The 25,572-nt window shown below is 39.8% G+C and carries 19 protein-coding genes, 1 pseudogene, 2 riboswitches and 1 other annotated feature; of the genes and pseudogenes, 16 read left to right on the top strand and 4 right to left on the bottom strand.

The genetic code is table 11. The annotated features are described in order from the left end of the window. Nucleotides 1-194: 194 nt before the first annotated feature. Genes sufD through sufU form a run of 3 tightly spaced genes read left to right on the top strand, consistent with a single transcriptional unit; the run spans nucleotide 195 to nucleotide 2,938 of the window. The gene (sufD, locus tag QA584_RS16970) at nucleotides 195-1,289 is read left to right on the top strand and encodes a Fe-S cluster assembly protein SufD (protein ID WP_278270273.1); all 1,095 of its coding nucleotides are present in this window, start codon (nucleotides 195-197) and stop codon (nucleotides 1,287-1,289) included. Continuing rightward, on the top strand, nucleotides 1,282-2,511 hold the full coding sequence (locus QA584_RS16965; protein WP_278270272.1) for a cysteine desulfurase: 1,230 nt from the start codon (nucleotides 1,282-1,284) through the stop codon (nucleotides 2,509-2,511). Before sufD ends, QA584_RS16965 begins: the two co-directional genes overlap by 8 nt. After that, nucleotides 2,501-2,938, top strand: a complete 438-nt coding sequence (gene sufU / locus QA584_RS16960) for a Fe-S cluster assembly sulfur transfer protein SufU (RefSeq protein ID WP_278270271.1) — start codon at nucleotides 2,501-2,503, stop codon at nucleotides 2,936-2,938. The genes QA584_RS16965 and sufU overlap by 11 nt, the downstream gene beginning before the upstream one ends. A 279-nt stretch (nucleotides 2,939-3,217) precedes the next feature. Here the strand turns inward: sufU and QA584_RS16955 are convergent, their stop codons facing one another. Then, complete coding sequence (locus QA584_RS16955) at nucleotides 3,218-3,409, bottom strand: ferredoxin (protein ID WP_278270270.1); 192 nt, start codon at nucleotides 3,407-3,409, stop codon at nucleotides 3,218-3,220. Nucleotides 3,410-3,678: 269 nt separating this feature from the next. Between QA584_RS16955 and QA584_RS16950 the strand changes: the two genes are divergently transcribed. The 6 genes and pseudogenes from QA584_RS16950 (at nucleotide 3,679) to QA584_RS16925 (ending at nucleotide 12,540) form a co-directional block, all read left to right on the top strand. Beyond that, the gene (locus QA584_RS16950) at nucleotides 3,679-4,917 is read left to right on the top strand and encodes a [Fe-Fe] hydrogenase large subunit C-terminal domain-containing protein (protein ID WP_278270269.1); all 1,239 of its coding nucleotides are present in this window, start codon (nucleotides 3,679-3,681) and stop codon (nucleotides 4,915-4,917) included. A gap of 391 nt (nucleotides 4,918-5,308) precedes the next feature. Continuing rightward, nucleotides 5,309-7,783: a CoA-disulfide reductase gene (locus tag QA584_RS16945; protein ID WP_278270268.1), complete on the top strand. Its 2,475-nt coding sequence runs from the start codon at nucleotides 5,309-5,311 to the stop codon at nucleotides 7,781-7,783. Nucleotides 7,784-8,032: 249 nt separating this feature from the next. Next, nucleotides 8,033-8,734: an HDIG domain-containing metalloprotein gene (locus tag QA584_RS16940; protein ID WP_278270267.1), complete on the top strand. Its 702-nt coding sequence runs from the start codon at nucleotides 8,033-8,035 to the stop codon at nucleotides 8,732-8,734. A 597-nt stretch (nucleotides 8,735-9,331) separates the two neighbouring features. Further along, nucleotides 9,332-10,750, top strand: a pseudogene (gene pyk / locus QA584_RS16935) (pyruvate kinase); the annotation flags it as partial. A gap of 90 nt (nucleotides 10,751-10,840) precedes the next feature. Next, nucleotides 10,841-11,719: a GNAT family N-acetyltransferase gene (locus tag QA584_RS16930; RefSeq protein ID WP_278270265.1), complete on the top strand. Its 879-nt coding sequence runs from the start codon at nucleotides 10,841-10,843 to the stop codon at nucleotides 11,717-11,719. A gap of 56 nt (nucleotides 11,720-11,775) precedes the next feature. After that, nucleotides 11,776-12,540: an N-acetylmuramoyl-L-alanine amidase gene (locus tag QA584_RS16925; protein WP_278270264.1), complete on the top strand. Its 765-nt coding sequence runs from the start codon at nucleotides 11,776-11,778 to the stop codon at nucleotides 12,538-12,540. Nucleotides 12,541-12,746: 206 nt separating this feature from the next. On the opposite strand, the gene ilvN is transcribed toward QA584_RS16925, so the two are convergent. Genes ilvN through ilvB form a run of 3 tightly spaced genes read right to left on the bottom strand, consistent with a single transcriptional unit; the run spans nucleotide 12,747 to nucleotide 15,337 of the window. After that, complete coding sequence (gene ilvN / locus QA584_RS16920; protein WP_278270263.1) at nucleotides 12,747-13,244, bottom strand: acetolactate synthase small subunit; 498 nt, start codon at nucleotides 13,242-13,244, stop codon at nucleotides 12,747-12,749. Next, on the bottom strand, nucleotides 13,241-13,552 hold the full coding sequence (locus QA584_RS16915; RefSeq protein ID WP_278270262.1) for a hypothetical protein: 312 nt from the start codon (nucleotides 13,550-13,552) through the stop codon (nucleotides 13,241-13,243). The genes ilvN and QA584_RS16915 overlap by 4 nt, the downstream gene beginning before the upstream one ends. 18 nt (nucleotides 13,553-13,570) lie before the next feature. After that, nucleotides 13,571-15,337, bottom strand: coding sequence for a biosynthetic-type acetolactate synthase large subunit (gene ilvB, locus QA584_RS16910; RefSeq protein WP_278270261.1), 1,767 nt, complete (start codon nucleotides 15,335-15,337; stop codon nucleotides 13,571-13,573). Between the two features lie 67 nt (nucleotides 15,338-15,404). Then, nucleotides 15,405-15,668 (bottom strand) — a binding site (T-box leader). Between the two features lie 233 nt (nucleotides 15,669-15,901). Between ilvB and QA584_RS16905 the strand changes: the two genes are divergently transcribed. The 7 genes from QA584_RS16905 (at nucleotide 15,902) to lpdA (ending at nucleotide 25,303) form a co-directional block, all read left to right on the top strand. Further along, nucleotides 15,902-17,569 (top strand): S8 family peptidase, encoded by a 1,668-nt coding sequence (locus QA584_RS16905; protein WP_278270260.1) that lies wholly within the window; start codon nucleotides 15,902-15,904, stop codon nucleotides 17,567-17,569. A 121-nt stretch (nucleotides 17,570-17,690) separates the two neighbouring features. After that, nucleotides 17,691-17,786, top strand: a riboswitch (glycine riboswitch). Between the two features lie 3 nt (nucleotides 17,787-17,789). Further along, nucleotides 17,790-17,869: riboswitch (glycine riboswitch) on the top strand. Between the two features lie 205 nt (nucleotides 17,870-18,074). Next, nucleotides 18,075-19,157, top strand: coding sequence for a glycine cleavage system aminomethyltransferase GcvT (gene gcvT / locus QA584_RS16900; protein WP_278270259.1), 1,083 nt, complete (start codon nucleotides 18,075-18,077; stop codon nucleotides 19,155-19,157). Nucleotides 19,158-19,333: 176 nt separating this feature from the next. Then, nucleotides 19,334-19,705, top strand: a complete 372-nt coding sequence (gene gcvH / locus QA584_RS16895; protein WP_331487656.1) for a glycine cleavage system protein GcvH — start codon at nucleotides 19,334-19,336, stop codon at nucleotides 19,703-19,705. A 3-nt stretch (nucleotides 19,706-19,708) separates the two neighbouring features. Further along, nucleotides 19,709-21,037, top strand: coding sequence for an aminomethyl-transferring glycine dehydrogenase subunit GcvPA (gene gcvPA / locus QA584_RS16890; RefSeq protein ID WP_278270258.1), 1,329 nt, complete (start codon nucleotides 19,709-19,711; stop codon nucleotides 21,035-21,037). After that, complete coding sequence (gene gcvPB, locus QA584_RS16885) at nucleotides 21,037-22,476, top strand: aminomethyl-transferring glycine dehydrogenase subunit GcvPB (RefSeq protein ID WP_278270257.1); 1,440 nt, start codon at nucleotides 21,037-21,039, stop codon at nucleotides 22,474-22,476. The genes gcvPA and gcvPB overlap by 1 nt, the downstream gene beginning before the upstream one ends. A gap of 171 nt (nucleotides 22,477-22,647) precedes the next feature. After that, entirely contained in the window at nucleotides 22,648-23,646 is a 999-nt protein-coding gene (locus QA584_RS16880; protein WP_278270255.1) for a lipoate--protein ligase, read from the top strand. 232 nt (nucleotides 23,647-23,878) lie between these two features. Next, the gene (lpdA, locus tag QA584_RS16875; RefSeq protein WP_278270253.1) at nucleotides 23,879-25,303 is read left to right on the top strand and encodes a dihydrolipoyl dehydrogenase; all 1,425 of its coding nucleotides are present in this window, start codon (nucleotides 23,879-23,881) and stop codon (nucleotides 25,301-25,303) included. Nucleotides 25,304-25,572: the final 269 nt, after the last annotated feature.

Genomic DNA, 25,572 nt, shown 5'->3' with positions numbered 1-25,572 from the left:
GCAGTGTCACATCTGCGAGCTGTTGCATGCAATGGGAGCTAGGTTGAAAGAAAATATATGAATGAAAGGATGCCACATTATGATTCTTTCAAAGGTTGAAAGAAAATATATAGATGAAAGGGTGCCACGTTACGATTCTTTCAACCGGTGTGTGGCGGTATCACAAAAAGCTTGTGATATGAATGGGTATGATTATGAATTTAGAATTAAATAATATAAATAAACTTCCGGTAAGAACCTGGAGTTGGCTGGCTGTTAATGATACCTCCTTAAAGAATAGTGTGCCAGATATAAAGCCATATGCAAAAGAACCGTTAAAATCAAGTCTTGAGGTATTTAAATCCATCACATCAGACTATCCGGTCCTGGATATAGAGATGCGTTCTATTCCGACTGGTGCCGGTGAAGAGGCAGTGAAATTTGTGGAAGCGAATAAGAACTCAGGGGTTCGGATTCGTGTGCCGGCCGGTAGTCAGGTTAAAGAACCGGTATATCTGGAATACGATCTGGATCAGGAGAATTCTACTGTTGTAGATTTAAATCATATTATAGCAGAAGAGGGCAGTTCTGTGACTGTGGTCATGGTCTACCGCTCCAAAGAAGATTGCAGCGTGTTTCACAGTGGTTTGACCTACCTATATGCGGGTGAAAATGCAGAGATCAATTTGATTCAGGTGCAGCTGCTAAACGATCAGGCCATTCACCTTAATAATATTGGAGCCAGACTTACAGAGGGTGGCAACATTAATATAATACAGGCGGAACTTGGCAGCTTAAAAGCCGTCAGCGGAATCCAGACCGACCTAAAAGGCGATAATAGCAAGATTGACATAAGTACCATTTTCTATGGAGATAAAAACCGTTCCTCGGACTTTAATTATATTGTAAATCATATTGGAAGGCAGACCATAAGTGAAATGGACCTAAATGGTGCACTCTCGGAGGAAAGCAGCAAGGTTTTTAGAGGAACCATCGATTTTAAGAAGGGTGCTGTAGGGGCCATAGGGCATGAAAAGGAATATACCCTGCTTCTTAGCCCTAAGATTAAAAATGTATCAGCACCTCTTATCTTGTGTGGAGAAGAGAATGTAGAAGGAAAACATGCTGCCAACAGCGGTAAAATTGATGAAAATAAATTGTTTTACATGATGTCCAGAGGACTGGATGAATTAACTGCTAAAAAACTTATACTGGAAGCCTGGTTTGAACCGGTAATCGGGAGGATTCCGGTAGTGTCCCTTAAAGATGATATTACAGAATTTATGAAAGAGAGGTTAAATCATGTATAATAAACCGAGAAATGACTTTCCGATACTTAACAATACTTATAATGGTAAGCCTCTCATTTATCTGGATAATGCGGCAACCAGTCAAAAACCCATTTCTGTACTTAAGGCAGTAGAGAAGTATTATAAAGAAGAAAATGCCAATCCATATCGGGGGCTGTATCAGTTAAGCGTTAAAGCTACTGATGCTTACGAAGAGGCCCGTACCATAACAGCTGAATTCATACATGCTGCCAGTCCCAAGGAAATCATTTTTACCAGAAATACAACTGAGGCTTTAAATCTTATTGCTTACAGCTATGGCAGATCAGTGTTGCAGTCCGGTGATGAGATTGTGTTATCCATATCGGAACATCACAGTAATATCGTGCCCTGGCAGCAGGTGGCAAAAGAAAAAGGAGCAAGTATCTCCTTCTTATATGTAGACCCGCTGGGACATATACCGGAAGAAGAACTAGATAAGAAAATAACAAAACGGACTAAAATTGTAGCAGTTGCCCATGTATCAAATGTACTTGGTACCATTCATCCGATCAAGAATATTATAGAAAAAGCCCACAGTGTAGGTGCGGTTGCAGTTATTGACAGTGCCCAGGGAATCCCCCATTATCCGGTAGATGTACAGGAATTGGAGGCAGACTTTTTAGCGTTCTCCGGGCATAAGATGTTAGCTCCTATGGGAATCGGTGTTTTATATGGTAAGGAAGAATTATTAAACCAAATGCCCCCTTTCCTTACCGGAGGCGAAATGATTGAATATGTCTATGAACAGGAAGCAACCTTTGCAGCCCTGCCTAATAAGTTTGAAGCCGGCACCCCGAATGTCGGAGGTGCGGTGGGGCTTTTGGAAGCTATAAAATATATGAATAAGATTGGTTATCAGACCATAGAGAATATAGAGGAAGATCTTACGGAGTATGCACTTAAGGAAATGAAAAAAATTCCTGACATTAAAATATACGGGGAAACTAATAACAGTAAAACCCGGTGCAGTGTCATATCCTTTAATGTAGAAGGGGTACATCCCCATGATACAGCTTCCATATTGGACGCAGACGGAGTTGCCATTAGGGCGGGACATCATTGCGCCCAGCCCTTGATGAAATACCTGGATCTTGCGGCTACTGCCAGAATCAGTTTTAATTTTTATAATACAAAGGAAGAAATCGACGTATTTACCGATAGTTTAAAGAAAGTAAGGAGGTGGCTGGGTTATGGGAATTGAACAGATTTATACGGAAGTATTAAGAGAACACACGAATTCCAAGCACAATAAGCACCATATCATAAGCCCCACAGCGAAACTAAGTGGAGTGAATCCAAGCTGTGGAGACGAAATTGAACTGGAATTAAGGCTTCAAAACGGTATTATAGAAGATGCCGGTTACACTGGCAAGGGCTGTGCAATCTCACAGGCGTCGGCTTCCATTATGATTGACTTAATAAAGGGTAAACCAGTAGAGGAAGCAATGAAACTAGCGGAGACGTTTTTTGGAATGATAAAACATGAGATAACAGAAGATGAAAAACTGGAAGTATTAGAAGATGCCGTTGCATTAAAAGATATTGCCCATATGCCTGCCAGGGTAAAATGTGCGGTACTTTCCTGGCACACGCTAAAGGAATGTGTGGAGCAGAGTGAAGAAAAATAAATAACGGTTGAATAACTGGTGAAGGGTAGAGAATTACAGTAATAAGTATATATTATTAAACTATAATATCTTTGTTTCCTTATTGAATAAGAAAAGCCTGTTCTAAGGATTGATCATGTATAGGATAAACATGATTAATCCTTAGAACAGGCTCTTATTAATATAAATGTTAGTAGCGGTAACAATATAATTTTTTATTTATACAATTATATCACTTTGTTTCAGGTTACCGGAACAGATATTAGATGTGCACTTGAACTGCACTATGTAATAATTAGGTTATTCGCTTATGGATATCACTGATGACGGACAATTCTCTTTTGCTTCGTTGGCATTTTTTTTGTCCTTGACAGCTATTTCATCCACATACACTTCAGCATATGCTTTATTTGTCATTCGAAATACAGAGGGACAGATATCCGTGCATAAGCCGCATCCGATACAACCTTTTTTTGCAATTACTGCTTTCATAACTAAATCCTCCATTTATTAATTTTATGCCATATGCTGCGGCTGTACCCCTCATCCAAAATGGCACCTTGCATCAGACAAAAACAGATGAGTTTCTCTCTTTTGCAATATAATTTTATCAAAATTCAACTGGCTTTACAATAAATATAATTTGTTAATTTTGATATAATTTGTAAATTATGATATAATAATTAAAAAATAAACATATTAATTGAAGATTTACCAAATTTTATGAAAATTTAATGCTTACATCATTGGGAGGAACCACTATGACAAGTTTTGAAGAATTATACCGCAGGCTGGTGAAGGAAACCATAGACCAAAAAACAGATTTGGACCGGCTTAAGGAGTATGACCCCCATCATCTTGACTGCTTATTACATCCGGATCAATACGCACCGGTCCTTAAAATCGGTAACTGTAACTGTCCCCCGGATAAGCCGTCACCTTGTTCGGAAAGCTGTATCTTTGATGCCATTACAAAAGATGAAGAGGGCAGAATTACGATTGATAAGGATTTATGTACCGGCTGCTATGCCTGTATCGATACTTGCAAGACAGAAAGTTTAACTGCAAGCCGGGACATACTGCCTGCCATGAATGCGGTCCGGACAGCGAAAGGTCCTGTTTATGCTTTAATTGCACCGGCATTTTTAGGTCAGTTCAGTAAAGAAGTAACACCTGGAAAACTGCGCCAGGCCTTTAAGCAGATAGGTTTCTCAGGGATGATAGAAGTTGCCTTATTCGCAGATATCCTTACATTAAAGGAAGCTCTGGAATTTGATAAAAACATAATCAATGAATCCGATTACCAGTTAACCAGCTGCTGTTGTCCCATGTGGATTGGGATGATAAGGAAGATATATAAGGAATTAATGCCCCATGTTCCCGGTGCCGTATCCCCGATGATTGCCAGCGGAAGAACCATTAAAGTCCTTCACCCCAATGCGGTTACTATATTCATCGGACCCTGCCTGGCTAAAAAAGCAGAAGCCCGTGAAAAGGATATTGCAGATGCAGTGGATTATGTCTTGACCTTTAAAGAGGTCCAGGATATTTTTGAATTCGCTGGAATTGAGCCGGCTGGGTTAGAAGAGAGCGAAAAGTATCATTCTTCCAGGGCAGGAAGAATCTATGCCAGAACCGGTGGTGTAAGTGAAGCTGTAGAAAAAACGGTGGAGCGGCTTAACCCGAATCGAAAGATTACTGTTAAAACCATGCAGGCAGATGGAGTACCCGGCTGCAAGGAGATGATTAATCTGTTAAAGGAAGGGAAAACGACTGCTAATTTCTTTGAAGGAATGGGCTGTGTCGGCGGCTGCGTCGGCGGTCCCAAAGTCATGATAGACCGTCAGGAAGGCAGGGAACATGTGAATGAATATGGGGATGCAGCCAGTTATCCGACTCCAATTGACAATCCCTATGTCATTGAACTTTTGCACAGGCTGGGATTTGATACGGTGGAAAGTCTGTTAGAGCATAGTGATATTTTTACCAGGGATTTTTAATGTGTCCCTGGGAATAACAATTTAAAGGGGAAATCTTCCCTCACTTTTAAATAACTGTGACCCGGTCACAGTTATTTTTTTGTCAGAGTGTTAGTATAAATTCATAATTTTTTTGATATTGTTTATTTGGCTATTGCAAAACCATTTAGTATTCTGAATATACTCTACAATTAATGCGAATTTCATAGCTTCAGTTGCCCTCTTGGCAAGATTCAGCTCTGAAATTGTATTAATTACTTGGAATAGATACAATAGTAGAGTTTTGCAATTACCAAGATATTATTGATGAAAGTGAGGATAGGTTGAAAAATAAATTTTTCAACCGCAAGTTTGTGCTTGCGCACCACAAACTTGGTATACGCAAAGAGCGTGCGCAAGAATAGAGGTTAATATGGGTAAAGTTATTATTGTGGGCGGAGTTGCAGGAGGAGCTTCTGCGGCTGCACGTCTTAGAAGACTTGATGAAGATTCTGAAATAATTATGTTTGAACGGGGAGAATATATTTCCTTTGCCAACTGTGGGCTGCCGTATTATATCGGAGGAGATATTAAAGATAAGGAAGACCTTACCTTACAGACCCCGGAGAGCTTTCATGCCAGGTTCCGTGTCGATGTAAGGACCCTCCAGGAAGTTGTTTCAATAAGTCGAGATAGTAAAACAGTTTTGATAAAGAATTTAAAAACGGGTCAGACTTATGAGGAAAGTTACGATAACATAATTCTCTCCCCTGGTGCAGAACCGGTTAAACCTAATATAACGGGTGCCGACAACCCTAAAGTATTTACTCTTCGTAATATACCGGATACTTACAAAATAAAGGAATTTATTAAACGGAATGAAGTGAAAAGTGCCGTTATCGTTGGCGGAGGATATATTGGCATTGAGATGGCTGAGAACCTGAAATCAGCGGGACTTAATGTGACGGTGGTGGAATTTGCCGATCATGTAATTGCACCTCTTGATTTTGATATGGCTGCGGATGTGCATAATCATATCAGAAGCAAAGGGGTAAAACTCATCTTAAAAGATGGAGTAAAAGAAATACACAACTACGAAAATCAGATAAAAGTCGTTCTTGGAAATGGTGAAATAATAACCGATATGGTTATGCTATCTGTGGGAGTCAGACCAGAGGGATCACTGGCTAAGAATGCTGGTTTATCGGTAAATCAAAGAGGTGCCATAATTGTTAACAATCATATGCAGACTTCGGATAAGAATATCTATGCGGTGGGCGATGCTATTGAAATCAAGGATTTCATAACAGGAGATCAGGGATTTATACCGTTAGCGGGACCGGCCAATAAGCAGGGCAGAATAGCTGCCGATCATATCTGTGGGATAGACAGCTCCTATAAGGGAACCCAGGGAACCGGTATATTAAAATGCTTTGATTTAACAATAGCCACAACCGGTATTACCGAAGCACGGGCAAAGCAGCTGGGTATAGATTATGAGAAGTCCTTTACCTATTCCAATTCCCATGCTTCTTATTATCCCGGTGCCGTAAGCATGTCCATTAAGCTGATATTTAGAAGAGATAATGGAAAGCTGTTAGGTGCTCAGGCTGTTGGGTATGAAGGTACTGATAAACGTCTTGATGTGTTAGCAACAGCTATTCGTGCAGGAATGACCGTTTATGATCTGACGGAACTAGAGTTAGCTTATGCACCTCCCTTTTCTTCAGCGAAAGATCCGGTAAATATGGCAGGCTTTACTGCTGAAAATATTTTAACCGGCAAAGTGAATTTATTCCATTGGCATGATGTGGATTCGCTGCCAAGAGACGGCAGCGTTACGTTATTGGATATTCGTACACCACTGGAATATGAAAATGGAACCATAGAAGGTTTTACTAATATATCACTGGATGATTTGCGTGAGAACCTTACTGGACTGGATAAGGAAAAACCAGTGTATGTAACCTGTCAGATTGGTCTCCGCGGATACTTAGCCTGCCGGATTTTAAGCCAGCATGGTTATACGTGTTATAATCTATCCGGCGGGTACCGGCTGTATAACAGCATCTATGGCAGAAACACCATCCTGATTCGTGATGAAGAAAGGAATCAATCGGAAGAGGTACTTTCCGCCGCTTCCGTCAGTCAAAAAAAAAAGAGTAATAAGTTGATTGAAATCAATGCCTGCGGTCTGCAATGTCCCGGACCTATTATGAAATTATCACAGGCGGTAAAGGAAGCAGAGGAAGCTGATACCATTCATATTAAGACCACAGACCCAGCCTTTGCATCAGATGTAGAAGCCTGGTGCAGAAGGACAGGTAACACCTTTCTTGGAATGGAGTCGGATAAAGGAGTTTCAGAAGCAGTTGTCAGAAAGGGCTGTGAAAATAAGGTGGTGGGAAAGGAATGTGCTGATGTACCTTCCGAGGGCAATAATAAGAATATTATTGTATTTTCCGGGGATCTGGATAAAGCAATTGCCTCCTTTATCATTGCCAATGCTTCGGCGGCTATGGGGCGAAAGGTAAGCATGTTCTTTACCTTCTGGGGTCTTAACATACTCCGCAAACCGGAGAAAGTCTCGGTGAAAAAAGATATTATCAGTAAAATGTTTGGTGCTATGATGCCAAGAGGCAGTAAAAAGCTTTCCTTATCCCAGATGAATATGGGCGGCATAGGTGCCAAAATGATCAGACAGGTAATGAAGAATAAAAACGTAGATAGTTTAGAAAGCCTGATAAAGGCCTCGTTAGATAATGGGGTGGAATTAATTGCCTGCACGATGAGTATGGATGTAATGGGAATCAAAATGGAGGAACTGATTGACGGAGTAAAACCCGGAGGTGCAGCTGCTATGTTAGCTAATGCAGAAGAATCCGATATGTCTTTATTTATCTCCTGATTACAGATGATTTAATTAGAAAGAGTTAACTGTTGATTTTGCGCCGGTTGACTAGGTATATTGTTTGCTTTGGAGATAGGCAGCTAAATTGAATCGATATGCTGGTATTCATCAAAATCCAGAATTAATTTTAGCACTTAATTTAAGAGGATATATCAAACATACGTACCCGAGAAAACAGATGTGAGCCATACATACATCTGTTTTTTCGGGTAATACTATTTTTGTAGGAAAGGGAGCAGAGAAAAAATGGAGATTAATTATTTAAGTATTATGAATAAAATTCAGACAACAGAGGAGCCGGATTTTTATGAAAAAATAAATTTATTCATGGAAATTCATCATCACCTATTAGAAGATGAAAGCCCTTCTATTTACTTGAATATTGTATCTGATAACAAACTATTTCAAAAAGCTCCTTTTTCTATGCTAAATAAGTTAAAAGAAACCAGTCAATCCCCGGTGCATCATCCGGAAGGGAATGCCTGGAACCATACTCTGCTGGTGGTTAATGAAGCTGCTAAGAGAAGAGTAAAAAGCCAGGCACCAGAGGTATTTATGTGGGCAGCCCTTTTGCATGATATCGGAAAACCGGATACTACCAGAACCAAAAAAGGGAGGATTACTTCCTATAACCATGATACCCAGGGCGAGGTGCTCGCAAGGGAATTTTTGGAATTCTTCTACTGCAAAGATGAGTTTATTGATAAAGTGGTAAAGCTGGTTAAATACCACATGCATATCCTGTATGTACTTAAAGATCTTACTTTCGGTAATGTTGAAAGGATGAGACAAGAGGTTGACTTAAACGAACTGGCTTTATTGGGACTGTGTGACCGGTTAGGAAGACTGAGGGTAAATCAGGAAGAAGAGGAAGAAAATATCAGAACATTCCTTGCAAAATCAAAGAAAATAGAAAGGTCTGGAACAGAACATGCCCAAAAAAGATAATAAAGGAAGAAATAATATTAATAAAAAGGATCATCAATTAAAGGAAACATCTTTGGTAGATAAAAGTACTTCAGATAAAATTGGGAACGATTCAAAAACCAATATCGTGAAGTGAAAAATCATAGGCTGTCTGGTAAGATTAAATTATAGCACAAGAAGCAATAAGAAAACAGGGTTGACTTTTAAAATTTTTTGAGCTACCCTTTAGGTGTGTTTTTAATCCGATTCAGTCAGCATTTACATAAAATTATGGAATTATAAAGGGTTTTGGCAGTATTGATACATCAGGTATAATGAACGACTTTGTATAATGGAGCATTTCTTATTTTTTTATAGCGTTTTTTTATAGCGGGTTGAGTAAAGTTTTTATAATTTCTGGTTTATTCACCCGAATTCTTGTTAAAATAGTATATAGATTTTTTTTTTTAATAGATTTATTCTATAAATTGGTGTATTATATATCCCGCAGCTTAGGACGAAATGCAATGATAGAATGAAGCAGTATCTGCATTCTGTTTCTGGTAAGGTAAGGAGCAAGCTTATTATAGTATCAGTTCTTTGCCGATTATAAATTTATTAGTATTATAGGAGGAAAATATGAGGAAGACAAAAATTATTTGCACATTAGGACCAGCAACGGATCGTGAAGGTGTTTTAAAACAATTAGCGTTATCGGGAATGGATGTTGCCCGGTTTAATTTTTCACATGCAAGCCAGGAGGAACATTTAAACCGTTTAAATAAGTTAGTTGAAATCAGGGAAGAATTAAATCTTCCGGTAGCTGCCTTATTAGATACCAGAGGTCCTGAAATCAGAATCGGTAAATTTCGTGACGGAAAAATTTCATTAACGAAGGGTCAGACTTTTACTTTGACAACCAGGCAGATAGAAGGAACTTCCTCTTGTGTATATATAAATTATGAACATTTAATTCATGATATAAAACCGGGTGCAACGGTACTAATCGATGACGGTTTAATTGAATTAACAGTAGATAGTTTAACTGATACAGATATTATTTGTACGGTTAAGAATGATGGTAATATATCAGATAATAAGGGCGTTAACGTACCAGGAACCAAATTATCCATGCCCTTTATCAGTGAAAAAGACCGGGAAGATATTATATTTGGTTTAAAGCACGGTTATGACTTTATCGCTGCTTCCTTTACAAGGAGTGCCAAAGATATTATGGAAATCCGCAAGATAATGGCTGAATTCAATAACGATACAGCTAACATAATTGCTAAAATCGAGAATTTAGAAGGCGTTGAAAATATTGATGAAATCATTGCAGTATCAGATGGTATTATGATTGCCCGCGGTGATATGGGTGTTGAAATTCCTTATGAAGATGTTCCTGTTATCCAGAAGATGATTATCAAAAAGGTTTACAATGCGGGAAAACAGGTAATTACAGCTACTCAGATGCTGGATTCTATGATAAAGAACCCAAGACCTACAAGGGCTGAAGCAACAGACGTTGCCAACGCTATTTATGACGGTACCAGTGCAATTATGCTCTCCGGTGAGACCGCAGCAGGCTTATATCCGGTGGAAGCCCTGCAGACTATGGTCCGTATTGCACTAAGAACGGAACAGGATATTGACTTTAAAAAGCGTTTCCGCTTATTGGAACGCATTGAAAATCCTGATATTACAGATGCGATTTCCCATGCAACCTGTACTACTGCCCATGACTTAAATGCGACAATGATTATTACCGTTACCAAATCCGGCAGAACAGCCAGAATGGTTTCAAGATACCGTCCGGCCTGTATGATAATCGGATGCACCACAGAAGAACATGTGTGCAGACAGTTGAATTTATCCTGGGGTGTAACACCAATTCTTATTAATGAAGAAAGGGATACTTTTGAATTGTTTGACCATGCTGTTGCTGCTGTTGAAGAAAAAGGATTTTTGAAAAAAGGGGAATTAACAGTAATAACGGCCGGTGTTCCTTTAAGAGTTTCCGGTACAACGAATTTAATTAAGGTTCATATAGCAGGTAACCAGTATTAGAAGAAGTTTTGAATACTAAATAACCAGTATTAGAATAATTTTGTATAATAGATAATCATTACTAAGATTTAGGGAGCCGGTATGAAAATTCTGCAACTTCATAAGTTAAACAAACAGCAGATAAAAGATGTGGAAGCTTTGGTTTTAGAGTGCTTAAGAGCGGATGGACTAGAGAGAACGTTATATCTTGATAATGATATAAATTTTTATATCAATCTTAATAGTTTTTTTCTGCTCTACGAAGAACAAAGGTTAGTCAGCGTACTGGTGATATTTGAACCTGTTGAAGAGGAAGCAGAAATCAGCGCTTATACCCTGCCTTCAGAAAGAAAAAAGGGACATTTTAAAGCCTTATTTCAAACAGCGGAAAAAGAATTATTACGATTTGACCTAAACCGTGTTTTATTTGTAATAGAGCCTAAAAGTCAAAGCGGTCTGGCTGCTTTAAAGGCTTTAAAAGCTAATTATGGCAAATCAGAATACCTCATGATTTATAAATTACAGGATAAGAAGGGTGAACTTGATTCTTTCAAGACCCTTGTACTAAAGGAATTGTTTATCGAAGAGTTAGAAGCAGCAGCTGATTTAAGCAGCAGGATCTTTCACACAGATTTGGAAGAAGCTCAGGATGTCATCGCGATATCCATGAATTCAAAATACATGAAATGTTATGGTGCGTATGCAAAAGCTAAGTTAATTGGAATCTGCAATATCAGCTATGGAGCGGAGCAGGCATCCATATTCGGCTTTGGCATATTACCGGATTATCAGGGAAAAGGTTATGGAAGGCAGTTTCTGAAACAGATTATTAATCAGATTCAGGAAAAAGGTTACCAAGCAGTTACCCTTCATGTAGGCAGCGAAAATAACCCTGCCTATTCCCTATATAAAAGTGAAGGTTTTGTGATTCAGACACAATATGATTACTATGAATATCTCATAGAAGATCAGGAATTGTAACCCACTCTGTTAAAGCTGCATAGTATAATGTAATATTATTTTTTATAGAGGATAACATGGCATATCGAATTGTAATAGATGCCGGACACGGCGGTTATGATAATGGAGCTATGTACAATGGGCGGCTGGAAAAGGATGATAATTTAAATCTGGCTCTGGCAGTTGGAGAAATTTTAGCCTACAGCGGTATAGATGTAATCTTCACCCGAGTAGATGACAGTTATATTTCACCTCTTGAAAGAGCATATATGGCTAACGAAGAAGCTGCAGACCTGTTTGTATCTATTCACCGCAATTCAAGTCCAACTCCTAATACCTACAGTGGTGTTCAGACTTTAATTTATGATGAAGGCGGAATAACGGAGACGATTGCTGATAACATTAATCAGGAACTGGAAGCAGTGGGTTTTACTAACCTGGGTATTGAGTTAAGAACGGAACTGGCGGTATTACGAAGGACAAATATGCCAGCCCTGTTGGTCGAAGTTGGTTTCATAAATTCTGATGCTGATAACGATTTGTTTGATAATAATTTTAATGAGATTGCCTATGCCATAGCCACTGGTATATTAGACAGTATTCAGCAAGAGGATGAGGAAAATACCACGTACCGGGTCCAGGTTGGTTTATTCCGTGTTTTGACCAATGCGCAAAATCTGCAGAATGCCCTGATCGATGCTGGATATGATGTACTTATGGTACCTCAGGGAGAATATTACGCGGTACAAGTCGGTGATTTACAGACAATGGATGATGCGGTGGAATTAGAGCAGGAATTAAGGCAGCAGGGTTACAGTACATTCATAGTAACCGATAATTAAATGGTATGTATTGTATAGAGGAAAATAATTTAGACTGCAGATTCTATATACATAAGAAAAACCGGGTAATGATAACCGGTAAATATCTGGATTTACATGACCAAAGAGTAATAAATACATGGATTATATTCTGCCTGGCTAACGATAGAAAGATAGCCAGAGCCAAAATATAATCCATTTTATTTTACTGGTAAGTTCTCTGAACGTTAGCGATCGGTCATACTTATAGATTCTATTCCGACGCTGCCGCCTCTTACCACTTCAATCTGTTTAAAACGGCTGACTATAAGTTTGATAAGGGCATCATTTTTAGCTTCTGTCTGAACACACTCAAGCAAGATACTTTCGGTTCCGTAATCAGCAACGGATACATTAAAAACTTCAGCAATCTGAAAAAGTTCAGTTTTGTCCTCTTTGGTGCAGTTCCTGATTTTAATAAACAGAATTTCCTTCATATGGGTGGAGGTATTGGTAAAATCCAACAATTTAATAACTTCCACCATACGGTTCAACTGTTTTTTTATTTGTTCAAAAGTAATATCATCACTGTTTACACCTATCGTCATCCTGGATATGGTAGGGTCTTCAGTAGTTCCCACAGTTAAACTCTCCAGATTATAGGACTTACCAGAAAACAACCCTGAAATTTTGGCAAGCACACCAATATCATTTTCAACAAATAAAGAAATCCATCTTTTTTTCATACTACTATACCTCTTTCCTGCATAAATGCTGCCACAGCATTTACTGCTAAAATAAAAGCGAAGCGAAGCATCGCAAAATCCTCTTTCCTGCATAAATGCTGCTGGCAGCATTTACTGCTAAAATAAAAAGCGAAGCGAAGCATCGCAAACCCCTCTTTCCTGCATAAATGCTGCTGGCAGCATTTACTGCTAAAATATAAAGCGAAGCGAAGCATCGCAAAATCCTCTTTCCTGCATAAATGCTGCTGGCAGCATTTACTGCTAAAATATAAGCGAAGCGAAGCATCGCAAAACCCTCTTTCCTTCATAAATGCTGCTGGCAGCATTTAACAGTCCAGTATCATGTGGTTTAGGGGTTTGCCGCCTTGTACCATGGGCAATACCAGTTCTTCACTATCTATGATAAATTCTAAAACAGTGGGAGCCTGTTTATTTTTCATTGCCTGTAAAAATGCGGATTCGATATCTTTTTCCTCTTCAATCCGGATACCGTAGGCTCCATAGCTCTCTGCAAGTTTTATAAAATCAGGTGAATATACAGGACACTGACTATTAGCACCGCCGCAGTGTTTATTACAGTTTTTTCTCGAACGCAGACAGGTGGAAGAGTAACGATTGCCATAAAATAGTTTTTGCAGCTGGCGTACCATGCCTAAACTGCTGTTATTAAAGATACATAAAATCAGCGGCAGCTCCTGTGCTACAGCAGTGGCCATTTCCTGGATATTCATCTGCATTCCGCCGTCCCCTGAGATGCAGATAACAGGTGTTTTGGGGTTCCCAAGCTTAGCACCGATTGCCCCGGGGAAACCATATCCCATGGTACCAAGACCGCCGGAGGTTAAGAGCTGTTTTCCCTCTTTTAATTGTAAAAACTGTGTAGTCCACATCTGATGCTGACCAACATCCGTAACAATGATGGCAGATGGAAACAGCCCATTAATGGTGTCGATTATTTTCTGAGGAGTAATCCCTTTATTATCAGCCATCCTTAAAGGATGTTCTTCCTTCCAGGATTGTATCTGTAACAGCCAGGAGCCCGCAGTAAAGTTATTACCGGAAGCAAAGTCTGTTCCTTTCTCAGCCTCTTTTATATCAATTTCCTCCAACATTTTTTCGATTGCCTGCTTTGCATCGGCCACAATGGGTATATCCACTACTACATTTTTTGAAATTGAAGCGGAATCTATGTCAATGTGGACAATTTTAGCCTTTGGCGCGAAATCAACAAGCATTCCGGTAATCCGGTCATTGAATCTGGTACCAATAGAGAAGAGAAGGTCACATTCGCTGATTGCCTGATTGGCTGCATAACTGCCATGCATGCCGATATTTCCAACGTAAAGCGGATGGTCTGTATCAATAGCTCCTTTACCCATTATGGTTGTAACGACAGGTACCTTCATGGATTCGGCTAGTTGGGTAAATGCCTTGCGGGCCTTAGCTATCACAACCCCTCCACCGGCTAATAAAACTGGTTTTTCAGCGTTTTTTAGCATATCAAGGGCTTTTTTTAACTGACCGGTGTGTACCTTTTGATTCGGTTTATAACTTCTGATATTTACTTCCTTTGGATAGATATCGCTGCCTTGTTCTAACATGATATCCTTTGGAAGATCAACGATAACCGGACCTGGCTTACCGGTGGAAGCGATATAAAAAGCCTCTTTTATGATTCTCCCTAAATCTTCCCTTTTCCTGACGGTTATGCCGTATTTGCAGATACTTCTGGTAATACCGATTATATCAACTTCCTGAAAAGCATCATTACCGATCAAATGAGTCGGCACCTGACCGGTAAAACATACCAATGGTACACTATCATAGTTTGCCGTTGCAATTCCAGTTACCAGATTGGTTGCACCGGGACCGCTAGTAACTAAGCATACACCGACTTTACCGGTTGAACGGGCATAGCCGTCAGCGGCATGGATTAGAGCCTGTTCATGTCTTGGCAAGATCAGTTCAATATCAGTTTGCTTATACAATTCATCAAATAAATCAATTGCGCACCCGCCGGGGTAACCGAACAAAGTGGTTACACCCTCCTCTTTTAATGCTTTTACGAATAATTTGGTACCTGGCACTTTCATAAAAATACTCCTTTCTGCAATCATTCTGTATAGAATACATAAAAAAAAGCCCTAAGCTGATTAATCAGCTTAGGGCGAACAATTGTGTCCGTGTTACCACCTAAATTCAGGGATTGCTCCCTGCGCTTTGTCAGTACGGGATATAAGTAAGACTATATCTGATACTGCTTTCCTTTTAACGGCGGAAACTCCGGTGAAGCCTACTTAATGTCAAATTGTTCGGTTCACAGCTCAAAGGCTACTTCCAATACTCTCTCCAGGAAGATTCGCACCAACCATCTTCTCTCTGTGCTTTCGGTAAGTATGTACTACTCCTTGTCATCGCTCTTGTTTTTTATATTTTTGTTATTATAACAAGTTCTTTATACAATGTCAAATAAAATTTCAATTTTAATCACAAATAAAATTTTATTTCTCATAATAGGCTTTAATTATTTGATTATTATGGATAATAAACCGAGTTTTTATGTAATTTATGTTAATCAAAAGATATATTAAAATATCGAGTAACATTTCATTTGAACTAACATAGATTACAATAAGAATAAATCTTATTGGTCGAATATGAACGAAAATGAAAGATATAAAATTATAAGCAATGATTTTGCGGATTTATTAGTCGAATATAAGAGAAGTTTGGACTATTTGGAAAAAAATCCGGGGGTATCTTATAATTTCATTAATGATAAATATGCGGTACTGCATATTCCTGTCAGTGAATTAACGGAACAAAGCATGAGCCGCTTCGGATATGTTGCCATTCCAAAATGCTATGGGCTAATGACTTTTTTTCCTGATGATGGCGAAAATGCATATACAGTCCGAAGACTGCCGGAGGATAATATAACGGGCAACGGAGTCTTGGTCGGATTAGTGGATACAGGTATCATTTACACTAACCCGATATTTCGTTATCCGGATAATACCACAAAAATTGCCGCAATCTGGGATCAATCGATAGACAGTGATACCAGTTATCCCCCGAATTATTTTTATGGGACAGAGTATACCAGAGAGCAGATTAACGAGGCTTTAAATTCTCTGAATCCTTTTGATGTTGTACCCAGTATGGATACCATCGGTGAAGGAACAGCAATGGCTGGCATAGCAGCAGGGTTATATGACGAGAATAGCAATTTTGCCGGTGTTGCAATCAATGCAGAGTTATTGATTGTAAAATTAAAACCGGCAAAAGCTAATTTAATGGACTTTTTCGGTATACCTGAGGATGCTATCTGTTTTCAGGAAAGTGATATTATGATGGGGATTAGTTATCTGCTAAGTAAGGCAACCAGCTTGAACCGGCCAATCGCTATCTGCTTAGGAATCGGTTCCTCCCAGGGATCCCATAAGGGAGAAGATATTATGAGTAATTACCTGTTAGAAATTGGGGAGATACCTGGAAATGCAATTGTTCTGGCGGCAGGTAATGAAGGAAGTCAGAGACACCATTATTACGGAGAAATTGTACCGCCTAATTACTATGATATGGTGGAGCTTAATGTAGGTGAGAGAGATAAAAACTTTGCTATGGAATTATGGGGTAACCAGCCTAGTATTGTAACCATGGATATTTATGGGCCTACAGGTGAATTTGTATATAATGTTTCAAATAATTTTGTAGGACAAAGTAATTCGGTTGTTGTCTTTGGTTCAACAACGATTTATATTGATAATTTTGTAAGTGAAGCCTATTCGGAGGAGCAATTAATTTTGTTCCGCTTTAAAAATGTCCTCAAAGGTAAATGGAAGTTTCGCATAAGCGGGACGGATGATCTGGTGAATCGGTTTAACATTTGGCTGCCGATCAGAAACTTTATTTCGGAGGAAACCTATTTTAATTACTCAAATCCATATACAACGATATGTCTTCCAGGAAATGGTTTTAATACCATAACCACAACCTCCTATAATCCGGTTGACCGAATTCTGGATTATGATGCCAGTAAAGGGTTTACCTCGATTAATTTGCCTAAACCGGATGTGGCGGCACCTGGTGTGAATATTTTAGCACCAACCATCGACAATCGGTTTCTGCCTTTTTCCGGTACCAGCATGGCCTCTGCCCATGGGGCAGGTGTTGCTGCAGGACTTTTGGAATGGGGGATTGTAAACGGTTTTTTACCCAATATGAGCAGTACCATAGTCCGTTATATCATAACCAGTACGGCAACCAGATACAATAATTTGGTCTATCCCAATCCGGACTGGGGATTTGGGCTCATTGATTAATTGGATACCTACCACCGTATAGCTGAATCGAAATATTAATTGTTAGTTGCCTAAATGCAATTAGTACTAAAATTATATTGACTTATTGGTCCTGACATATTAAAATTAAATAAAAATTCGGATGAAGGAATTGGGAGAGACTGTGATAATAACTAATTTATCGCAGCGCCGAAGGTGATTCGCAATAACTCTCAGGCAAAAGGACCAATTCTGGACGATACTCTGGAAAGCGATGTGGCACCGACGAAGCAACTTTATGTTTGTAATCCATAGAGGAATCTTTCAGGTAAATCAACAGAGGCGTATTGATTATTCAGTACGTCTTTTTTTATTGCATTTAAATAAAAAGCCTATCCAGGCAGGGGGCATATTCTGTTAAGCCTGCAAACCACATATTCCTTAAGACTATTGAATAATCGGAAATCTTACATAACGCTTCGGAATAAATATAGTATTCCGGGGAATAAGTAAAACCGTGCCGCGAATGCGGCAGATGGAGGAAATTATGGAGTTAAAAACACCTCTTTACGATTGTCATGTACAATGTAGGGGAAAAATCGTACCCTTTGCAGGGTATTTACTGCCGGTTCAATATGAAAGCGGTGTAATCACGGAGCATATGGCAGTACGTCAGGCGGCAGGCTTATTTGATGTGTCCCATATGGGTGAAGTAACACTTACCGGTGAAGATGCGTTACTTAATGTGCAGAGGCTGGTTACCAATGACTGCAGCCAGATGTATGACGGTCAGGTGAAATACAGCCCTATGTGTAATGAAACCGGAGGCGTAGTGGACGATTTACTGGTATACAAATTAAACCAGGAAAACTATCTGTTAGTCATCAATGCCGCCAACCGGTTAAAGGATGTGGAATGGATAAAGAATCATTTGACGGGAAGGGTTACATTTAAGGATATCTCTGAGGAAGTTGCCCAATTAGCCCTGCAGGGTCCCAAAGCAAAAGAAATTATGTTAAAACTTACAGAAGTTTCTGAACTGCCGGTTAAGTATTACAGTTTTGTGGAACAAGGGAAGGTAAATGGTATATCCTGTCTGATTTCAAAAACCGGCTATACCGGAGAAGAAGGCTACGAACTGTATTGTAAGCCGGAAGATGCCAAGAACTTATGGAATGCCCTGTTGGAAACTGGAAGGGAAGACGGCTTGATTCCCTGCGGGCTGGGAGCCAGAGATACCCTTCGCCTTGAGGCTGCTATGCCATTATACGGTCATGAAATGAACGATACGATATCACCCCTTGAAACCGGATTAGGATTTGCAGTTAAATTTGGCAAAGGGGACTTTATCGGCAAAAGCGGAATGGAAGCCAGAGGAGAACTGAAAAGGAAGAGAGTCGGGCTTAGGATTACCGGAAGAGGAATTGCAAGGGAAGAATGTCCTGTTTTTTTTGAGAATAAACAGATCGGAATCACGACCTCGGGTACCCATTGTCCTTATCTTGGATATCCAGTTGCCATGGCTTTAATCGAGTCGGAATATTCTATTACGGGAACGAAACTAAGTATAGAGGTTAGAGGCAGAAAGATAGAAGCAGAAGTAACAGCATTGCCCTTTTATAAAAGATAATAGCTGCAAATGACGAAAAAAGGTAGAAGTTGAAAGCTAAAATAGAAGCATCTTAAAATAGAAGCATCTCCCAAAGTGTTTCTATTCTTAAGACGGGATGTTAATCGAAAATATTAAAATTGAAAGGATGCCACAATACGATTCATCCAACAGGTTTATTGTGGCGGGGTATAAAAATGAAAAACTTATTATTTACAAAAACACACGAATGGGTACAGTTTTTAGATGAAACAACGGCAAAGGTAGGTCTTACGGATTTTGCTCAGAAGGAACTTGGAGATCTTGTATTTGTAAATCTTCCGGAAGAAGGAGATGAAGTAGGGGTAGAAGAAGGCTTTGCAGATGTGGAATCGGTTAAGGCAGTTTCTAATGTATATAGCCCAGTTACCGGAACAGTTAAGGCAATTAATGAAGCGTTATTGGATCAGCCGGAATTAATTAATACCGACCCTTATGAGGCCTGGTTTGTTGAAGTTGAGAATATTACGGAAAGGGAAGAACTTTTAACTGAGGAAGAATACGAGGAATTTATTAAAGAGGAGGAATAAAACATGGGGACATACGTGCCAAATACGATAAAAGAGCAGCAGTCCATGCTAAACTCCATGGGTTATGAGAAGATGGAAGACCTCTTTTGTACCATTCCGGAAGAAGTAAGGTTAAATCGTGCCTTAAAGTTACCGGAGGGTTTAACGGAAATGGAAGTAAGACAGAAACTAACTAAGATTTCCGAGAAGAATAAAGTATTTACCAGTATCTTTAGAGGTAGCGGGGCCTATAACCACTATATTCCCTCTCTTGTAAAACAGATTACCGCAAAAGAAGAGTTTGTAACTGCTTATACTCCTTATCAGGCTGAAATCAGCCAGGGAACTTTGCAGGCGATCTTTGAATTCCAGACTATGATCTGTGAACTTACGGGTCTTGATGTAGCCAATGCGTCTGTATATGACGGTGCCAGTGCGGCAGCGGAAGCAGTTATCATGTGCAGGGAAAGAAAAAAGAATACGGCAGTCATCTCCGGTGCGGTAAATGCAGAGATTCTTGAAACTATAAAAACCTACTGCTGCGGTACAGATACTAAAATCATTGTTGTACCTCACAAAGAGGGAAAGACTGACTTAGAAAAACTAAAAGAATTAACTGGGGAGGACACCTCCTGTATATTGATTCAGCAGCCTAATTTCTTCGGTCAGCTTGAAGATTGTGAAGAGGTTAAAAAGATTGCGGATAGCCAGGGCGCTAAGTTTATTATGAGCTGTAATCCCATTGCACTTGGTATATTAAAAACCCCCGGGGAATATGGTGCTGATATTGCGGTTGGGGAAGGTCAGCCTCTTGGAATACCCTTATCCTTTGGCGGACCATATCTGGGCTTTATGGCTGCAACGGAAAAAATGATGCGCAAATTACCGGGAAGGATTGTCGGTGAAACAAAAGACAGTCAGGGAAGAAGAGCCTTCGTTCTTACCCTTCAGGCCAGAGAACAGCACATCAGAAGAGAAAAAGCATCGAGTAATATTTGTTCCAATGAGGCTTTATGCGCCTTATCAGCCTCGGTGTATTTAAGTACCATGGGTAAGAAAGGACTGACTCAGGCAGCAACTCTTAGTATGTCAAAAGCTCATTACCTGGCAAAGCGATTAGGTGAGCTGGAAGGGTATGGTCTTATTTATAAGGGTGAGTATTTTAATGAATTTGTTACCACCTGTAAAGGTGATACGGCTAAAGTCATGAAGAAACTGGAACAACAGGGGATTCTTGGCGGGTTACCCTTACGGGGTGAGAATGCAGGGCAGATTCTCTGGTGTGCGACAGAGATGAACACGAAAGAAGAGATAGATTCACTTATATCTATTTTGCAGGAGGTGGAAGGTTAATGGAACTGATCTTTGAGAAAAGCGTAAAAGGAAGAGGCTGTGAAGTACTGCCATCCTGCGACGTACCTGTAGTAGAAGCAGAGGGAAAGTATCTGCGTGAGATAGAACTTCATTTGCCGGAAATATCAGAAACGGATATCAGCAGGCATTATACGGAGTTAGCCAGCCGGACTTATGGAATTAATAACGGTTTTTATCCTCTGGGTTCCTGTACGATGAAATACAACCCAAAGATTAATGAAGAAATTTCAAAACTTCCTGGTTTTGCAGGTGTTCATCCCCTGCAGCCGGAACATTCCATACAGGGATGTCTGGAGGTTTTAAAACTTGCAGAAGAATATCTGTGTGAAATTACCGGTATGGACAATATGAGTTTCCAGCCCGCTGCCGGCGCTCACGGAGAATTTACGGGGCTTCAGTTGATACGGGCATATCATAATGAGCGGGGGGATAATAAACGTACCAAGATCATTGTACCGGATTCGGCTCACGGAACCAATCCTGCAAGTGCTGCAATGGCTGGTTATTCTGTTGTTAATATATCCTCTACCAAAGACGGTTATGTTGACCTTGAGGAATTAAAAAAAGCAGTGGGAGAAGATACGGCTGGATTTATGCTTACCAATCCCAATACAGTTGGACTGTTCGATAAAAACATTCTGGAAATTACAAGGATTGTCCATGAAGCCGGCGGTCTGACTTATTATGACGGGGCAAATTTAAACCCAATTATGGGAATCGCAAGACCGGGTGATATGGGATTTGATGTGATCCATATTAATCTCCATAAAACCTTTTCCACCCCTCATGGCGGTGGTGGTCCAGGCGGCGGACCGGTAGGCTGTAAGGCTTTACTCGAAAAATATCTGCCGACTCCAAGGGTAATAGGGACTGACAGGGACGGTGTATTTGGATTGGAACGGTACAAAGAACTGTCAATTGGAAGGGTCAAGAATTTCTATGGTAATTTTTTAGTGGTAGTCAGAGCCTTAACCTATATTCTGACCCTGGGCAGAGAGGGCCTTAAAAATGCTTCGGAAAATGCGGTTCTAAATGCGAACTATATGATGAATCAATTAAAAGATACCTACTATATGCCATTTGAAGGTCCCTGCATGCATGAATTTGTCATGAGTCTGGAGGAACTGAAAAAAGAAGCCAAAGTTTCAGCTCTGGACATTGCAAAAACACTCCTGGATTACGGTATTCACCCGCCGACTATGTATTTTCCGTTAATTGTTCATGAAGCCCTTATGTTAGAACCTACGGAGACGGAATCCAAAGAAACCATGGATAAGGTAATTGCTGTTTTAAAAGAAATCTATGAGAAAGCAAAAAGTGATCCAGGGTCCCTTTTGGAATCTCCGAAAAATACGCCAATAGGACGGCCGGATGAAGTAACAGCAGCCAGAAACCCGGTATTACGCTATCAATTTTAATGTAGTCTGAGCCTGTTTAAGGCAGCCTTTTCGATTGGGTTGGAGGGGATGATGCAATTGCAGATCCTTTGAAAGTGGGCTGAAATCTTAGCCAAGTAAATAATTTTTACTTTTGTATCTGCCTGTTATGTATTTAGTAGGTTTAGATTGGACTTAAGAAAGAGGTAACGAGTGATTAACAATATAAAATATATATACAGTATGGAATATGACCCGCATCATAACCTTGCCCTGGAAGAATATCTGGTTACACATGTGGATGAAGGTGAGGCTATCCTATATTTATGGCAGAATGAGAAAACAGTGGTAATCGGTAAAAACCAGAATCCCTGGAAGGAATGCAGGACAAAGGAGTTAGAGGAGGACGGCGGAACCTTAGTCCGCAGGTTATCCGGGGGCGGAGCGGTATTTCACGACCTTGGGAATCTTAATTTTACCTTTGTGGTAAATAAAGAGGATTATGACCTGGATAAACAACTGGAAGTAATTATAAAAGCTGTTAATAAATTCTCCATACCAGCAGAAAAGACCGGACGTAATGATATAACCGTAGACGGAAGAAAATTCTCCGGCAATGCCTTTTATACAGACGGCAGACATTCCTATCATCACGGTACCATATTAATCCAGGTGGATATGGAAAACCTCTCAAAATACTTAAATGTATCCCGTGAAAAGTTAGTATCAAAAGGTGTGGATTCCGTAAAATCAAGGGTCATTAACTTATCGGAATATAACAGGGAGCTGAACGTAGATACTATGAAACAGGCGTTAATCGAAGCTTTTTCCGAAGTTTATGAAAGAGAAGCAGCTCCTCTTAATACGTCCAATCTTGATAGTTCTGAAATAACAGCTTTGACTAAAAAATATGCCTCCTGGGAATGGAAATTCGGCAGGAAAATAGAATTTAATTATGCATTGGAAAGAAGGTTCCAATGGGGTAACATTGATCTTGAGTTTCATGTTGAAGCAGGTATTATCACGGAGTGCATGGCTTATTCAGACGCTATGGACATCTGGTTGATCGGCAGGCTTACAGAGTGTTTTAAGAATTGCGTGTTCAGTATGGAAAGTATGATTAAGCGCTTAAAGGAACTGGAAGTCAACGAGTCTGTTACGGAAGAAATCAGGGAAGATATCATCGGACTTTTGAAAGATGAAGGCATTTGATTACTAAGTAATGAGTAACTTAGGCTGCGGCAAATTTGTTTTTTGCAGCAGCCTTTTAATAAAGATAATAAAGATAAAGACGGAATGTCAAAAGATATTTTAGCGAGCAATTTTGAATAGATACATCTACATTATTCATTCAAAAGTAATTATTTATCTTTTGGAATTATAAGGCTTAAAAGGCTTAAATGATTAGACCAAGATTAGAAATTGGTTCGGAAAAGAGGAAAGTATGGAAGAAAAATATGATCTGGCGATCATCGGGGCAGGACCGGGAGGATATACGGCAGCCATTAAAGCTTCACAAGCAGGCTTAAAAACAGTTCTGATTGAAAGTCGGGAAATCGGCGGCACTTGTTTGAACAGAGGCTGCATTCCTACCAAAACAATTATGCACAGCTCCCATCTATATCAAGAAGCCCTGAGTTTTGAGAAATTCGGAATCGAGCTTAAAGATGTTCAGCTTAATATGGATAAGATATACGACAGAAAAGAGGAAGTAGTAGGTAAAATAAGAGATGGAATAGGTGGATTGTTAAAGGCAAATAAGATAACTGTAATAAATGGAACCGCCACCATTGCTGCTCCTGGCATTCTCCATATTATGCCAAACAGCGGGGAAGCAGAAAAATCTCCGGAGAGCTATGAATTATCCGCAGATAAAATACTCCTTGCAGCAGGCTCCCTACCCTATCTCCCAGAGATAGAAGGGATAACTTTGCCTAATGTAGTAACCAGTGATGAACTCCTGAATAAACCAGAAAAATTATATAAAAAGCTCTTGATTATTGGTGGTGGGGTTATTGGGGTAGAATTTGCTACTATTTATCAGGAATTTGGCTGCGAAGTGGAAATCCTGGAGGCAGCAGATAGAATACTACCGCTTCTTGAAAGGGAAGTTTCCCAGAGTGTGGCAATGAATCTTAAGAAAAGGGGTATAAAAATTCATGCCAAATCCAAGGTAGTTAAAATCTGGGAGGAGGAAGGATTAAGCTGCAATTACGAAGAAGGCGGCACCTTAAAAACCGTAACCGCAGAGGGTATACTGGTTTCAACCGGTCGTAAGGCTAATACAGACGGTTTATTTAAAGCAGGATTTTCCCTTGAAATGGACAGGGATAAAATAAAGGTAAATACGGATTTTGAAACAAGTGTAAAGGGAATCTATGCTATCGGCGATCTAATTAAAGGTACTCAACTGGCTCATGCAGCCGCGGCGCAGGGAATTGCAGCAGTTGAGAAGATGTGCGGACTTACTCAGTCAATTAATCTGGAGATAATTCCTTCCTGTATCTATACCTCACCGGAAGTAGCGGTAGCAGGTCTTAGCGAAGAAGAAGCGGTACAAAAAGGATATACGGTAAAGACCGGCAAATATCCCATGTCCGGTAATGCTAAAACCCTGTTGTCCATGGACGAAAGAAGTTATGTCAAGGTAATCAGCGACGCCAGCACCCATAAGCTGTTAGGTGCCCAGATCATATGTGCCAGAGCAACAGATATGATCGGAGAGTTCGCATCGGCAATCGTAAATGGCTTAACCGTAAGGGATATGGCCTCTGTCATAAGACCCCACCCTACCTATAACGAAGCCATAACAGAAGCCGTGGAGGATATTGAAGGGATGGCTATTCATCTTATGCCAGCGAGAAAATAATAGAAAAATCATACGGTATCTTTTTATGAAGGTCTTGTAGTGGATTATATACCAATTTCACTCTCAAATAAAATAGGGGACCCATAAGTACTCATAAGTACTAGTGGGAATTTGGGAAGAATTTAACCTTATTAATATAAATCAACAGATAATATTATATAATTAAGTTGAAAGAGGCTTTAAGCAGGTAAAATGTTAAAAGACAGGGTAATGTTTAAATATAATAGAACATGCCCTGTCTTTTATTAGTCGTATTGACATATTACCTT

This window comes from Anaerocolumna sp. AGMB13025, assembly GCF_029689925.1.
Taxonomy (GTDB): Bacteria; Bacillota; Clostridia; order Lachnospirales; family Lachnospiraceae; genus Anaerocolumna.
The sequence above is the reverse complement of the archived record's forward strand: the minus strand, read 5'-3'. Positions and strand labels throughout refer to the sequence as shown.

Bases quoted from the DNA above. Each gene is read 5' to 3' on its own strand.
- QA584_RS16925 (WP_278270264.1), top strand. From the start codon at position 11,776: ATGGCATATCGAATTGTAATAGATGCCGGACACGGCGGTTATGATAAT.
- QA584_RS16930 (WP_278270265.1), top strand. From the start codon at position 10,841: ATGAAAATTCTGCAACTTCATAAGTTAAACAAACAGCAGATAAAAGAT.
- gcvT (WP_278270259.1), top strand. From the start codon at position 18,075: ATGGAGTTAAAAACACCTCTTTACGATTGTCATGTACAATGTAGGGGA.
- gcvH (WP_331487656.1), top strand. From the start codon at position 19,334: ATGAAAAACTTATTATTTACAAAAACACACGAATGGGTACAGTTTTTA.
- lpdA (WP_278270253.1), top strand. From the start codon at position 23,879: ATGGAAGAAAAATATGATCTGGCGATCATCGGGGCAGGACCGGGAGGA.
- QA584_RS16915 (WP_278270262.1), bottom strand. From the start codon at position 13,552: ATGAAGGAAAGAGGGTTTTGCGATGCTTCGCTTCGCTTATATTTTAGC.
- QA584_RS16950 (WP_278270269.1), top strand. From the start codon at position 3,679: ATGACAAGTTTTGAAGAATTATACCGCAGGCTGGTGAAGGAAACCATA.
- QA584_RS16945 (WP_278270268.1), top strand. From the start codon at position 5,309: ATGGGTAAAGTTATTATTGTGGGCGGAGTTGCAGGAGGAGCTTCTGCG.
- gcvPB (WP_278270257.1), top strand. From the start codon at position 21,037: ATGGAACTGATCTTTGAGAAAAGCGTAAAAGGAAGAGGCTGTGAAGTA.
- sufD (WP_278270273.1), top strand. From the start codon at position 195: ATGAATTTAGAATTAAATAATATAAATAAACTTCCGGTAAGAACCTGG.
- ilvN (WP_278270263.1), bottom strand. From the start codon at position 13,244: ATGAAAAAAAGATGGATTTCTTTATTTGTTGAAAATGATATTGGTGTG.
- QA584_RS16905 (WP_278270260.1), top strand. From the start codon at position 15,902: ATGAACGAAAATGAAAGATATAAAATTATAAGCAATGATTTTGCGGAT.
- sufU (WP_278270271.1), top strand. From the start codon at position 2,501: ATGGGAATTGAACAGATTTATACGGAAGTATTAAGAGAACACACGAAT.
- gcvPA (WP_278270258.1), top strand. From the start codon at position 19,709: ATGGGGACATACGTGCCAAATACGATAAAAGAGCAGCAGTCCATGCTA.
- QA584_RS16940 (WP_278270267.1), top strand. From the start codon at position 8,033: ATGGAGATTAATTATTTAAGTATTATGAATAAAATTCAGACAACAGAG.
- ilvB (WP_278270261.1), bottom strand. From the start codon at position 15,337: ATGAAAGTGCCAGGTACCAAATTATTCGTAAAAGCATTAAAAGAGGAG.
- QA584_RS16965 (WP_278270272.1), top strand. From the start codon at position 1,282: ATGTATAATAAACCGAGAAATGACTTTCCGATACTTAACAATACTTAT.
- QA584_RS16955 (WP_278270270.1), bottom strand. From the start codon at position 3,409: ATGAAAGCAGTAATTGCAAAAAAAGGTTGTATCGGATGCGGCTTATGC.